Annotated in this window: 10 protein-coding genes; 4 read left to right on the top strand and 6 right to left on the bottom strand. The window is 75.6% G+C overall.

Going from position 1 to position 13,376, the window contains the following annotated elements; genetic code table 11:
- Positions 1–7: 7 nt before the first annotated feature.
- From ACRYR8_RS13915 to ACRYR8_RS13895, 5 genes are all read right to left on the bottom strand, one after another.
- On the bottom strand, positions 8–886 hold the full coding sequence (locus tag ACRYR8_RS13915) for a LysR family transcriptional regulator (protein ID WP_432483160.1): 879 nt from the start codon (positions 884–886) through the stop codon (positions 8–10).
- Between the two features lie 178 nt (positions 887–1,064).
- The gene (locus ACRYR8_RS13910) at positions 1,065–2,045 is read right to left on the bottom strand and encodes a D-ribose ABC transporter substrate-binding protein (protein WP_432483158.1); all 981 of its coding nucleotides are present in this window, start codon (positions 2,043–2,045) and stop codon (positions 1,065–1,067) included.
- Positions 2,046–2,161: 116 nt separating this feature from the next.
- Positions 2,162–3,283, bottom strand: a complete 1,122-nt coding sequence (locus ACRYR8_RS13905) for an ABC transporter permease (RefSeq protein WP_432483156.1) — start codon at positions 3,281–3,283, stop codon at positions 2,162–2,164.
- A gap of 46 nt (positions 3,284–3,329) precedes the next feature.
- A complete protein-coding gene (locus tag ACRYR8_RS13900; protein WP_432483154.1) occupies positions 3,330–4,871 on the bottom strand; it encodes a sugar ABC transporter ATP-binding protein in 1,542 nt (513 codons plus the stop codon).
- Positions 4,868–5,560, bottom strand: coding sequence for a DUF2291 family protein (locus ACRYR8_RS13895; RefSeq protein ID WP_432483152.1), 693 nt, complete (start codon positions 5,558–5,560; stop codon positions 4,868–4,870). Before ACRYR8_RS13895 ends, ACRYR8_RS13900 begins: the two co-directional genes overlap by 4 nt.
- 372 nt (positions 5,561–5,932) lie before the next feature.
- Between ACRYR8_RS13895 and ACRYR8_RS13890 the strand changes: the two genes are divergently transcribed.
- The 3 genes from ACRYR8_RS13890 to ACRYR8_RS13880 all read left to right on the top strand — a co-directional run bounded on the left by ACRYR8_RS13890 (position 5,933) and on the right by ACRYR8_RS13880 (position 9,369).
- Positions 5,933–6,898, top strand: a complete 966-nt coding sequence (locus ACRYR8_RS13890; RefSeq protein ID WP_432483150.1) for a sugar-binding transcriptional regulator — start codon at positions 5,933–5,935, stop codon at positions 6,896–6,898.
- A gap of 93 nt (positions 6,899–6,991) precedes the next feature.
- Complete coding sequence (locus ACRYR8_RS13885) at positions 6,992–7,828, top strand: sulfite exporter TauE/SafE family protein (RefSeq protein ID WP_432483148.1); 837 nt, start codon at positions 6,992–6,994, stop codon at positions 7,826–7,828.
- Between the two features lie 317 nt (positions 7,829–8,145).
- On the top strand, positions 8,146–9,369 hold the full coding sequence (locus tag ACRYR8_RS13880; RefSeq protein WP_432483146.1) for an MFS transporter: 1,224 nt from the start codon (positions 8,146–8,148) through the stop codon (positions 9,367–9,369).
- Here the strand turns inward: ACRYR8_RS13880 and ACRYR8_RS13875 are convergent.
- Positions 9,338–10,009 (bottom strand): copper resistance CopC family protein, encoded by a 672-nt coding sequence (locus ACRYR8_RS13875; protein ID WP_432483144.1) that lies wholly within the window; start codon positions 10,007–10,009, stop codon positions 9,338–9,340. The genes ACRYR8_RS13880 and ACRYR8_RS13875 overlap by 32 nt on opposite strands.
- A 159-nt stretch (positions 10,010–10,168) precedes the next feature.
- Between ACRYR8_RS13875 and ACRYR8_RS13870 the strand changes: the two genes are divergently transcribed.
- The gene (locus tag ACRYR8_RS13870) at positions 10,169–13,210 is read left to right on the top strand and encodes a S8 family serine peptidase (RefSeq protein ID WP_432483142.1); all 3,042 of its coding nucleotides are present in this window, start codon (positions 10,169–10,171) and stop codon (positions 13,208–13,210) included.
- Positions 13,211–13,376: the final 166 nt, after the last annotated feature.

The following is a 13,376-nucleotide window of genomic DNA, read 5'->3' as shown; positions in this document are numbered from 1 at the left end:
CGGGTCCTCACCCCGGCAGGTGCTCGGCGAGCAGCGCCAGGAACGCCCGTGCCGCGGCGGACGAGCCGGCGCCGGCGTGCACGGCGCAGACCCGTCGCACGGGCGCGTCGGCCACCGCCACCACCCGCACCCCCGCGGCGCCCCTGGCCGCCGCCGCGGGCAGCAGGGCGACGCCGACCCCGGCGCGCACCAGGTCCAGCAGGAACGCCGCCGAGGAGCTCTCGACGGCGACCTCGCGCGCCAGGCCCGCCGCCGCGAACGCCTCCTCGCTCTGCCGGCGCCCGCTGGTGCCCGCGGGGAAGTCCACCCCCGGGCGGGTGGCCACGTCCCGCAGCCGCAGGCGCCGCCGGCCGGCCCAGGGGTCGCCGGCGGCGACGACGGCGGTCAGCGGCTCGGTGGTGAGGACCTGCGCGGTCACGCCCGGCAGCGCCTCGCTGAGCGCGGTGCCGGTGAACCCCACGTCGCAGGTGCCGTCGGCGACCCCGGCCAGCGTCCTCGCCGAGCTCTGCTCCAGCACGGTGGCGCGCACCCCGGGGTGCCGCTCGCGCAGGCGCGCCAGCAGGGCGGCCAGGTCCACGTCGGCGAGGGTGGGGATGGTGCCGATGCGCAGCGGGCCCTCGACGGCGCCGGTGGCGGCGGCGACGTCGGTGCGCAGCCGGTCCAGCTCGGCCAGGACCGCGCGGGCCCGGGGCAGCAGCGCCTCGCCGGCGGCGGTCGGCCGCACGCTGCGGCTGGTGCGCTCGAACAGCGCGGTGCCGAGCTCGGCCTCCAGCCGGGCGACCTGGGCGCTGAGCGCCGACTGGGCGATGCCGACCTCGTGCGCGGCGCGGGTGAAGTGCAGGTGCCCGGCGACGGCCAGGACGCAGCGCAGCTGCAGGGGCGTCACCGGCGAGAGGGTAGGCCCTGCCGGTCGAGCCTCGCGCGGGCCGCGGCCGACCCCGGGCAGGACCTCGCCCACCGGCCGGGCGCCACCTCGCGCTGCGGCGGCGCTCGTGGCGACGGCGCCGGTGCCGGGGCGTGCCCCCGGCACCTGCGCCGTCGCCACGAGCAGCGTCAGGCCGCCGTCACTGCGACAGCGTGAACGGTGCCGTGTACTGGTCGACGTTGTCCTCGGTGATGAGGACGCAGTCGAAGGCCTGCTTCTCCTCGGCCACCCCCGTCTCGCCGTTCTTGAGGAAGGCGTCGGCCTGCTTGACGGCCTCCCGGGAGAACTCCACGACCGGCTGCAGCACCGTGTACGAGAGCGTGCCGGCCTTGATGGCGTCGACGGCGTCCGGTGAGCCGTCGAACCCGCCGATCGCCTTCATCTGACCGATCTGGCCGGACTCCTGCAGGGCGGCGATGGCACCCAGCGCCATCTCGTCGTTGCCGGAGATGACGGCGTTGATGCCGGGGTTGGCCTGCAGCATCGCCTGCATCTTGTCGTGGCCCTCGGTGCGGTCCCAGTTGGCGACCTGCTCGGCCACCTCCTGCAGCCCCGGGTACTGCGACAGCACCGTCTGGTAACCGTTGGAGCGGGTGGCCGCGTTGTTGTCGCTGGGTGCGCCGAGCAGCTCCGCGTACTGGGCGTCCTGGCCGACCAGCTGCGCCCACTGCTGAGCGCCCAGCGCGGCGCCCTGGGCGTTGTTGGAGACGAGCTGGGCCTTGGCGATGCCGGTCTCGTTGATCTCGGCGTTGATGAGGAACACCGGGATGCCCGCGGCGTCGGCCTTCTTCACCGCACCGACGGAGCCGTCGGCGTTCGCCGGGTCGAGCAGCAGCGCCACCGACCCGTTGGAGATCGCCGTGTCGACGAGCTGGCTCTCGGTGTTGGTGTCGCCGCGGTGGGCGGACACGGTCGCCGTGTACCCGAGCTCCTCCGCGGCGGCCTTCGCGGCGTCGCCCTCGGCGGCCCAGTACGGGTTCGAGGGGTCGTTGACGATGATCGTGATGAGCCCGCCCTCCGTCGACCCGCCGCTGCCGGCGGTGTCGTCGGAGCCGCCGCAGGCGGTCAGGGCGAGGGCGGCGGCGGTGCCGGCCAGGGTGAGGAGAGATCGGCGCTTCATGGGGTGTTCCCTTCGTGGGGCTTCAGCGGTGGCGGCGGGGTGTGCGGGCGGTGGGAGCGGACGGTGCGGTTCGGCGGGGCTCGGTGGGGCTCGCTGGGGCTCGCTGGGGCTCGGCGTCAGGCGGCCGCGGTCGTCGGCGACTTGGGCGAGGCCGGCGGGGGAGCGGAGGTGCCGCCTCCCGGGGATCCGCCCGATCCGCTGCGAGCTCGGCGCTTCCCCTTGTACTGGACCGAGTTGAGCAGTACGGCCGCGACGATGACGGCGCCGGTGAAGACGGTCTGCCAGTAGACGGAGACCCCCACGATGACGAGGCCGTCGGACAGGAAGCCGATGACGAAGGCGCCGAGCAGGGTGCCGCGGATGTTCCCGCGGCCGCCGGAGAGCGCCGCCCCGCCGATGACGACGGCGGCGATGGCCGTCAGCTCGTAGGTGGTGCCCGCCGTCGGGCCCGCGGAGGTCAGCTGCGAGGTGAGGATCAGCCCGGCGATGGCGGCGGTGATCCCCGAGACCACGTACACCCAGATCTTGACCTTGCGGGTCGGGACGCCCGAGAGTTCCGCGGCGCGCTCGTTGCCGCCGGAGGCGTACAGCCAGCGGCCGAAGACCGAGCGGTTCAGCACGCCCGAGAGCACCAGCGCGATGACGACCATGACGACGACCCCGATCGGCACGGTGGCGATCCGGTTGAAGCCGAGCCAGTCGAAGCCGGTGTTTCCCAGCGCCTCGTCGCCGCCGAAGTCGTTGTAGGTCAGGCCGTTGGTCATGAGGGAGGCCAGGCCGCGGACGGCGTAGAGCGTGCCGAGGGTGGCCACGAACGGGGCGACGTTGAACCGCGCCACCAGGACGCCGTTGACCAGGCCGATCAGCGCTCCCACCCCGATGGAGACGAGGGCGACCACCCACACCGGGGGGAACAGCGTGGAGTCGATGCCGAAGGGCGAGAGGTCGACGCCCTTCATGAGGAAACCGGCGACCATGCCGGCCATGCCGAGCGTCGAGCCGACCGACAGGTCGATGCCGCCGTTGAGGATCACCAGCAGCATGCCCATCGCGAGCAGCGCGTAGATCGCCACGTGCGAGGACATGACGAGCACGTTGGAGACCGTCGGGTAGGCGTTCGGCGCGAGCACCGAGAAGATCACGAAGATGGCGACGAGCGCCAGGAAGGCGCGGCCCTCCAGCAGCAGAGCGCCGATGTCGACGCTGCGGCGGCTGCCCGCTGTGGTGGTGGAACTCATGGGTGGGTCCTTCCTCGGCGACGAGGGTCAGTGCTGGTGAGCGGGCTCAGTGGGTGAGGGCTTCGCCGGAAGCGGCCATGATCTGGTCCTTGCGGACGTCGGGCCCGAACTCCGCGGTGATGCGGCCCCGCGACATCACGACGATGCGGTGCGCGATGGCGAAGCACTCGTTGAGCTCGGACGTGGAGTAGACGACCGCCAGGCCGTCGCGGGCCTTCTCGGCCAGCAGGCGGAACACCTCGCCCTTGGCGCCGATGTCGATGCCGCGGCTCGGTTCGTCGAGCAGGATCACGTCGGGGTGGGTGGCGAGCACCTTGCCGATGACGACCTTCTGCTGGTTGCCGCCGGAGAGGGAGCCGATCGCGGCACCGCCGCCGGCGGTCTTGACGTGGACGCTGCGGATCCCCTCGTCGACGACCGCCTTCTCCCCGCGGCGGGAGACCAGCGCTCCCTTGACGAAGGAGCGCAGGGCCGCCAGCGACAGGTTGGAGCCGACGGTCATGGTCTGCACGAGCCCGTCGCGCTGACGGTCCTCCGGCACCAGGCCGAGGCCCTTCGCGATGCGCTCGGCGATGGTGAGCCCCGCGACGTCCTCGCCCTTGAGCAGCACGCGGCCGCCGGTGATCGGAACCCGGCCGGCGAGCGCCTCCAGCAGTTCGGTGCGCCCGGCGCCCATCAGGCCGTAGATGCAGACCACCTCACCGGCGCGCACCTCCAGGGAGAGGTCGTCGACGACGGAGCGCTCGGGGTTCTCGACGTCCGCGACGCTGACCCCCTCGACCTGCAGCGCCGGAGCGGTGAGCTCGTACCCGGTGGGGGGCGTGCCGAGGTCGTAGGCGTCGCCCACCATCTGCTGCACCACCCACTCCAGGTCGATCTCGGAGCGGTGGGCGGTCGCGGTGATGGAACCGTCGCGCAGCACGACGGCGTAGTCGGTGACCTCGAGCGCCTCCTCCAGGTGGTGGGAGATGTAGACGATCGACACCCCGCGGGACGTGAGGTCGCGGATGACGCCGAAGAGCACCTCGACCTCCGTGGCGCTCAGCGCCGAGGTCGGTTCGTCCATGATGAGGATCCGGGAGTCGACCAGCAGTGCGCGGGCGATCTCCACCAGCTGCTGCTGGCCGACGCGCAGGTCGGCCACGGGCGTCGTGGGGTCGATCTCCTGCCCGAGTTCCTCGAGCACGGCGCGCGCCTGCCGCGTCTCCTCGGCGTAGTCCACGCCGGTCGGAGCGCGCAGTTCGCGGCCCATGAAGAGGTTGTCGCGCACGCTGAGGTTCGGGGCCAGGCTCAGCTCCTGGTGGATGATCGAGATGCCGCGGTCACGGGCGTCGACGGTGCTGGAGAACTCCACCGTCTCGCCGTCGAGCACGACCTGCCCCGAGGTGGGCTGCTCCACGCCGGACAGGATCTTCATGAGGGTCGACTTGCCGGCGCCGTTCTCACCGAACAGCGTGGTGACCCGCCCCTTGTGGATGTCGAACGCCACCCCCTTGAGGGCCTGCGTCGCGCCGTAGGTCTTCACGACGTCGCGGGCGCTGAGGACCACCTCGTCGACGCCCGGACCCCGGGTGCTCGGCGCGCTCACTGCTGGACCTCGACCGCGGTCGGCGTGACGTTCCAGTTCTGCGGGTTGATGAGCGTGACCACGCCCTCGACGGCGATGGTCCGGCCGGTGAGGTCCTGGCCCTCCAGCGGCGCGAGGACCTGCGACTTGACCTGGTCGTTGAGCGCGGCTCCGGCGTCCTGGTACTGGATCTGGTTCTCGAAGTCGTTCAGGGAGACCTCTCCCGAGGCGTCGCGCAGGTCCGTGCCGTTGATGGCGGGACCCAGCTGGACGTGCACGACGTGGCCCTCGGGCATGCCGGGCACCGCCACCACCGGCAGGCCGGTCTGGTCGGGCGCCTCGACCGTCCCGGTGAAGGAGACGGGGACGACGGCGCCGATCCCGGAACTGCTGACCACGCCGTACTGCTGTGCCGCGGTCGGGTCGGCCTGCAGCGCGGTGGCCAGTTCCACGGCGTCGACGGCGTTCTCGCTGACGTAGGAGGCGATCTCGGGGAACTGCTGCTCACCGTAGGTCGCGGCGTCGAAGGCCGTCGGGCCCACCAGCAGTTCGGAGTCGTTGCTGACGACCTTGGTGCTCAGCGCCGCAGCGATGACGACGGCGGCCACCACGGCGGCGGTGACGATGCGGCTGCGGTTCCTCGGGGTCCGGCGTCCCGCCGCTCGTGCGGGCGTGCCCGGTGTCTGAGGGGTTGTCGTCGCGGTGCTCACCGAAGGCTCCTGGGGGTGCTGCGGGGCTGCATGGCGGGGTTCCTCACGGGCGGGTCTGGGGCGGGGCGAGGGTGGGAGGCGCCGGTCGGGGGACCGGTGGTCCGCCGGCCGGCGGTTCGGGTCGGCTGGAGGTCAGCCGGTGGTCCCCCGGTCCTCGGCGCACCACCGCCTGCGTCGTCTCGCCCACCGCGACCCCCTCGTCGTCGTGCGGTGCGTCGTCGCACCGCTGGCAAATCCCGGCGTGCTCGAGGAGCGAGGCCGTTGGCGAGAACCCTAGGGCCACGGCTGCACCGATGTCCAGCACGAGTGTTCACCGTGTTCAGGTGTTCGAAACCCCTGTTCACGAGGGGAAGCGTGCGAGGATCCCGGGCCATGGGCAGCGGTGTCGTCGAGGGCGGGGGCCGCACGCCCTCGCACCTGCTCTACTCGGTCGCCGTCGAGTACTACCTGCAGGCGGCCACGCAGGCGGAGATCGCGTCCCGGCTCGGCACGAGCCGCGCGACCGTCAGCCGCATGCTCGCCGAGGCGCGACGCCGCGGGATCGTCCACATCGACGTCCGCCCGCCCAGCGCCGGTGCCGACGCCGACCTCTCCGAGGCCGTCGCGGACGCCCTCGGGCTCGTCGAGGTGCACCTGTACCCCGACGTCCCCGCCGACGCCGCGAGCGGCGTGCTCAGCAGCGCGCTCTCGGGTCCGCTGGCGGCGGCCCTGGCGACCGCCGACCTCGGGGTGGGCGACGTGCTGCTGGTCTCCAGCGGGAGGATGGCCTACGCGGCCTCGCGCGCTGAGCTGCCGGCCCTGCCGGGGGTGCTCGTGGTGCCGACGGTCGGCGGGCAGCTGGAACCCGAACCCTGGTACCAGACCAACGAGATCGTGCGCGCCTTCGCCGCCGGCGTGAGGGGGAGCCCGGCCTTCCTCTACGCCCCCGCGCTGCCGGGGGAGGCGCTGCACGCGGGCCTGCTGGACGACCCCGGCATGCGGCGGGTGGCCGACGCCTGGGAGGTGGCTCGAGCCGCCGTCCTCGGCGTGGGAGCGCCACCGGCGCAGCGGGTCTCGCTGCCCCGCTTCGTCCCCGCGCAGAGCGCCGCGCTGGATCGCGCGGTGGGGGACCTGTGCTCGCGCTTCTACGACAGGGAGGGCCGCCCGGTCGACTTCCCGGGCAGCGAACGGCTCATCGCCACCCCGCTCGGAGTCCTTCGGCGCATCCCCGTGACCATCGCCGTCGCCAGCGGCCCGGAGAAGGTGGTGAGCCTGCTCGCCGCCGCGCGCGCGGGGTACTTCAACCGCCTCGTCACCGACGTCACCACCGCCGCGATGCTGGTCGCCGCCGCATCCTGATGCCGGCCGCCGGTCGCCGACGCGGTGCCCCGGTCGGCCGGCGCTCGGAGTCCCGTCGTGCGACGGGTGGCGGTGGGAGGAGGGCGGGGTGCGGTGTCGCCGTGGGAGACGGTCGTGGTGGCGCTGGCCGGTGTGGCCGCCGGGGGGATCAACGCCGTCGTCGGCTCAGGCACGCTGGTGACCTTCCCCGCCCTGCTGGCCTCCGGTCTGACGCCGCTGAGCGCGACGATCACCAACTCGCTGGGGCTGGTCCCCGGCAACCTCGCCGGGGCCGTGGGCTACCGGCGCGAACTGCGCGGGCTGGGCCCGCTGGTGCTGCGCCTGCTGCCGGCGTCGGTGCTGGGCGCCCTGACCGGCGCCTACCTGCTGCTGCACCTGCCGGCGGCCGCCTTCGGCGCCGTCGTGCCGGTGCTGGTGGCGCTGGCCGTGGTGCTGGTGGCGACCCAGCCGCTGATCGCCGGCCGGCTCGCCCGCCGGCACGGGGAGGGCCCGCCGGCCGGTTCCTCCGCCGGTTCGGCCCGCGCCGAGGTGCCCACCGGTGCGGGGGAACCGCTCCCGGACGCCCTGACCCGGTGGCGTCTGGCGGGTCTGCTGCTGGGGGCACTCGCCACCGGGACCTACGGCGGCTACTTCGCGGCCAGTCAGGGGGTGCTGCAGATCGGCGTCTTCGGCCTGCTGCTGCGCTTGCCGCTGCAGCGGCTGAACGCGATCAAGAACGTCCTGACCCTGGCGGTCAACGCCGTCGCGGCGGCCGCCTACGTGGTCACGGCCGCCCAGCGCATCGACTGGACGGCGGCCGGGCTGGTCGCGGCCGGCTCCTTCGCCGGGGCCTGGGCGGGGGCGCGGTTCGGGCGACGGCTGCCCGCGGTGGTGCTGCGGGCGGCCGTCGTCGTCCTGGGCGTCGTGTCGCTGCTCGTCCTGGTGCGCTGACCGCGGGCCGGCCCCGCTGCGCCGGCGAGCCGGTCGCCGACGCGCTCACGGCCTCCCCGACCACCTGGAACGGGAACCGGGACGGGACCACCGGGACGAGCCGGCCCGCCCGGGCCCGCCCCCGGCTGCGTGCGTGGTGGCACGCCGGGGACGTCGGCGCGGAGTTGCGCCGTGCCCGGACCCGGCCGCCGCGTGATCGGCGGTCACCGGCGTGCCGGCCGGTGGTGCGCCCCCGCGCCGTTCCATCGCCTTCCGCGATCGCCGGGGTGCCTCTGATCGCTTGGACGCGGGCGACCCGGCGGGAGCAGGCTGGGCGCGTGCTCACCCGACCCCTGCTGCTGCTCATGGCCGTCGCCACCGGCCTGACCGTCGGCGGCAACTACGTCAACCAGCCGCTGCTGGACACCATCGCGACCGGCCTCGGCGTGCCGCAGGGCACCGCCGCCACCCTCGTGACCACCGCCCAGGTCTCCTACGGCCTGGGGCTGCTGCTCGTCGTGCCCCTGGGGGACCTGCTGGAGCGCCGGCGGCTGCTGACCGTGCTGGCGCTGCTGGCCGCGGCCGGGCACGCCCTGTGCGCGCTCGCGCCCTCGTTCGCGGTGCTGGCGGTGGGCACCGCGGCGGCCGGGCTGTTCTCGGTGGCCGCGCAGGTGCTGGTGCCGTTCGCCGCGGAACTGGCCGAGCCGGGGCGGGCCGGCCGGGCGGTGGGCACCGTGATGAGCGGGCTGCTCGTCGGTGCGCTGCTGGCCCGCAGCGTCTCGGGGGTGCTGGCGGACTTGGCCGGCTGGCGCGCGCCGTACGCGGTGGTGGCCGTGGCCCTGGTGGCCCTGGCGCTCGTGCTGCGCCGCCGGCTGCCGGTGAGCGTGCCGGTGCGCGTCGGCGGCTACGCCGCGACGCTGGCCTCCACGGCGGCCCTGGTGCGCGCCGAGCCCCGGCTGCGCACCCGCGCGCTGCTGGGCGCGGCGGGCTTCGCCGGCGTCTCGGTGCTCTTCAGCACGATGACGTTCCTGCTGGCGGGGGAGCGCTTCGGCCTCAGCGACGGCGCCATCGGGCTCATCGCGCTGGTGGGGGCGGGCGCCGCGGTGGCGGCGTCGCTGGCGGGCCGGATGGCCGACGCGGGGCGCACCCAGCTGGCCACGGGGGCCGGCGCGCTGCTGCTGGTGGTGTCCTGGGCGGCGCTGGGCCTGTCCGCCTCCGACGCGGTGACCTCCCTCGTGCTGTTCGTCGCCGGGTTCGCGGTGGCCGACCTGGGGCTGCAGATGGTGCACGTGTCCAACCAGAACGTGGTCTACCCGCTGCGCCCGGACGCCCGCGCGCGGCTGAACTCCGCCTACATGACGACGTACTTCGCCGGTGGCGCGCTCGGCTCGGCCGTCGGGTCGGCGGCCTGGATCGCCGGCGGCTGGGGCGCGGTGACCGCGGCGGGCGGGGGGTTCGCGCTCCTGACGACCGCCCTGTGGCTGGTGGACGCGCGCGTGGAGCGGCGCTCGCGCCCGGCGCGCGGTGCCCTCAGCCCCGCCGGCGCCGCCGTGCCGCGATGACGCCGACCCCGGCCAGCACCGCGACGACGGCCGCGACCACCGCGGCGACCACACCGGTGCCGACGCCGCCGTCCTGCCCGGCGTCGTCCCCGGCGGCCCCGGCGATCGGGTCGGCGTCGCCGTCGGGGGTGGGGGAGGTCTCCGCGGTGGCGGGGTCGCTCGCCGGGGAGGAGGTGACCACGTCCGCGGTCGGGGCGGTGGTCGCGGCCGGTGCGGCGACCGCCGCCTCGGCCGTGAAGCTGAAGGTGCCGGAGATCGGGTGCCCGTCGGAGGACGTCACCCGCCACTGCACCTCGTAGGTGCCCGCGGGGCGCTCGGCGGCCAGGGCCTGGGTCACCGTCTCGTCGACGACCCGCGCCTCACCGGTGGACACGACCCCGGTGGGGCCGGTGACCTGCACCTGGGTGCCCAGGCCCACGGGGGCGGCCGACATGGTCAGCACGACCTGCTCGGGGGCCTGCGCCAGCACGGCGTCGGCGGCCGGGTCGGTGGACACCAGCCGGTCGTGGGCCGAGGCGGCGGGTGCGGTGGCCAGGACGCCGCCGGCGGCGGTGCTCAGGCCCAGCGCGACCGCGGCCGCCGAGCGGGCGGTGCGGTGCGCGGTGGGGGCGGGGGAGGACCTGCGGCGGGTGGCGAGCACCCGCCCACCCTACGAACCGCGCGCGGAGCCGCTACCGCTACCCGGAACTCGTTGCGCCGGGCACCTTGACGCAACGCAGAGCAGCGGCTTGAGTGCACTCCGTCGCCACCTGCGCTCCAGGTGAGGCCGTCCCACCGTTCCCCGCACCTGGAGGCCCCCGTGGTCCCCCCGCACCCCTGCCCGCCCGCGCCCGGCCCCCGCGCCCGCCGGCGCCTGCTGGCCGCCACGACCGGCCTGCTGCTGGCCGCCGCGCCCACCGCGGCCGCCGGCGCCGCCGCGCCGCTCCCGCGGCCCGCCGCGCCCGGCCCCTACGCCGACGGGCGCTACGTCGTCGTCCTGGCCGGCGACCCCGTCGCCGAGGCCGACGGCTCGGCCCCCGGCGAGCCGAGCCTGAAGGCCGCCCCCGGCGGCGGCGTGGACGTCACCCGGCGCGCCGCGCAGGACTACCGCCGCACGCTGCTGGAGACGCAGCAGGACGTCGCCCGCACCGTCGGCGCCAGTCCCGAGCAGCAGTTCACCGTCGCCCTCAACGGCTTCTCCGCGCACCTGAGCGCCGCCCAGGCCCAGGAGCTGTCCGGCACCCCCGGCGTCCTGGCCGTCGCCCGGGACGTCCTGCGCCACCCGGACGCCGCCACCGAGCCCGCCACCGAGCCCGCCACCGAGCCCGCCACCGAGCCCACCACCACCGCCGACCACCTGGGCCTCACCGGCCCGGACGGGGTGTGGAGCGCGCTGGGCGGCGCGGAGCAGGCCGGGCGCGGGGTGGTCGTGGCCGACCTGGACACCGGCCTGTGGCCCGAGCACCCCTCCGTGGCCGGCGAGGCGCTGGGCACCGGCCCCGCCGGGGAGCTCGTGGCGCACCGCACCGCCGACGGGGCGATCACCGTGCCCAAGGCCGACGGCGGCACCTTCACCGGCGCCTGCGAGACCGGCGAGGGCTGGGACGCCGACGACTGCACCACCAAGGTCGTCGGCGCCCGCGCGTTCTCCACCGGTTTCACCGCCGGCGGCGTTCAGCTGGCCGACAGCGAGCCGCCCACCGCCCGCGACACCGACGGGCACGGCACCCACACCGCCACCACCGCCGTCGGCGCCTCCGGCGTGCCGGCCACCGTCGACGGGACCTCCTACGGCGAGACCACCGGGGTGGCGCCGGCCGCCGCCCTGGCCGTCTACAAGGTCTGCTGGACCGCCGCCGACGGCGACGCCGGTTGCGCGACCTCCGACCTGGTCGCCGCCATCGACGCCGCGGTCGCCGACAACGTCGACGTCATCAACTACTCCATCGGCGGCGGTGCCGCCACCGACGTGGTGGACCCGGTGGAGCTGGCGTTCCTGTCCGCCGCCTCGGCGGGGATCTTCGTCTCCGCCTCCGCGGGGAACTCCGGCCCCGGCGCCTCCACGCTGGACCACGCGAGCCCGTGGGTGACCACGGTCGCCGCCGCCAGCTCCGTCCTGCGCGAGGGCACGGTCCGCCTCGGGGACGGCCGCCGGTTCGTCGGCGCCAGCCTGACCCGCGAGCCCCTGCCGAGCACGCCGGTGGTGCCGGCCTCGGCCGTCGCCGCGCGGGGCGCCACGGCCGCCGACGCGCGCAACTGCCTGGAGGGCTCCCTCGACCCGGCGCAGGTGCGGGGCAAGGTCGTCGTCTGCGACCGCGCCGTCACCGCGCGCGTGTCGAAGTCCGCGGAGGTCGAGCGGGCCGGCGGGGTCGGGATGGTCCTGGTCAACCCGACCCCGGACAGCACCGAGGCCGACCAGCACGCCGTGCCCACGGTCCACCTGGACACCGGGGCCGGCGAGGCCGTCGAGGCGTACGCCCACGAGGAGGGCGCCACCGTCGCCTTCGAGCCGGGCAACACCACCGGTGAACGGACCCCGACCCCGCAGGTCGCCGGGTTCTCCTCGCGCGGGCCGACGTTCGTCAACGAGGGCGACGTGCTCAAGCCCGACGTCGCGGCCCCGGGTTCGGGCGTCCTGGCCGGGTACTCGCCCGCGGCCAGCGCCACCGGCGACCTGTTCGCCCCCCAGTCGGGCACCTCCATGGCCGCTCCGCACGTGACGGGCCTGGCGGCGCTGTACTCCACCGCCCACCCCGGGTGGTCCCCCATGGCCGTGAAGTCCGCGCTCATGACGACGGCCCGCGACCTCGTGGACACCGCCGGCGCGCCGGACCGCGACCCGTTCGCCGGTGGTGCCGGGTTCGTCGACCCGGCCCGGATGCTCACCCCCGGCCTGGTCTACGACTCCGGCGCGCTGGACTGGCTGCGCTACCTGGAGGGTTCGGGTGCGGACCTGGGCGCCGGGGTCGGGCCGATCGACCCCAGCGACCTGAACCAGGCGTCCATCGCGGTGGGCGACCTGGCCGGCACCCGCACCGTCACCCGCAGCGTCACCGCCACGACGACGGGCCTGTACCACGCCACCGCCTCGGTGCCCGGGTTCGACGTCACCGTCGCCCCCAGCGTGCTGGTCGTGCGCGCCGGCGACACCAAGCAGTTCCGGGTCACGTTCACCCGCACCGACGCCCCGCTGGAGGGGTGGAGCACCGGCTCGCTCACCTGGCGCGGCGCCGACCGCTCGGTCCGCTCGCCGATCGCCCTGCGCCCCGTGACGGTCGCCGCACCGGCCGAGGTCACCGCCTCCGGCGCCTCCGGCTCGCAGCAGGTCACCGTCACCTCCGGCGTGGCCGGTGAGCTGGACGTCACCGCCGCCGGCCTGGCCGCCGGCAGCACCCGCACCGGGACCACCCCGGCGGGCAAGGAGACGAGGGTGCGCGTGAAGGTGCCCGAGGGCACCGCGCTGTCCCGCTTCGACCTCGTCGCCGACGACCGCGACGCCGACCTGGACCTGACGCTGTACCGGGTCGACGGCGGCCGGCGCGTGCCGGTGGCGAGCTCGGCGAGCACCGCCGCCGACGAGCGCATCACCACGGTCGTCGACCCCGGCACGTACGAGGTGGGCGTCACCACCTACGCCGCGGCACCGGGGCGCAGGACGGCCCGGTACCGGCTGACGACGTTCCAGGTGCCCGCCGCCGGCGGTGCCGGGGAGTTCTCGGTGGACCCCGACCCGGTGCCGGTGCAGCTCGGCCGCGAGGCCACGTTCAGCGTCTCGTGGACCGGCCTGGACCCGGCCCTGCCGCACCTGGGGGCGCTGTTCTACGGCGACGCCCGGGTCCCCACGGTGGTCTCGGTGGGCTGAGCTCGCCCGTCCCCCCACCCGCCGGCCCGCCCGCCGGCACCCCGCCCCCCCCCCCCCCCCCCCCGCAGCCGCGGCGCGCCCGCCCCCCCCCCCCCCCCGCGGGGCCCCCCCTCGCCCGCGAGATGCACGACGTCCTGGCCCACCGCCTGTCCCTGGTGAGCATGCA

Source organism: Kineococcus esterisolvens, assembly GCF_050871405.1.
Lineage (GTDB): Bacteria > Actinomycetota > Actinomycetes > Actinomycetales > Kineococcaceae > Kineococcus.
This window is presented reverse-complemented; position numbering and strand designations above follow the sequence as displayed.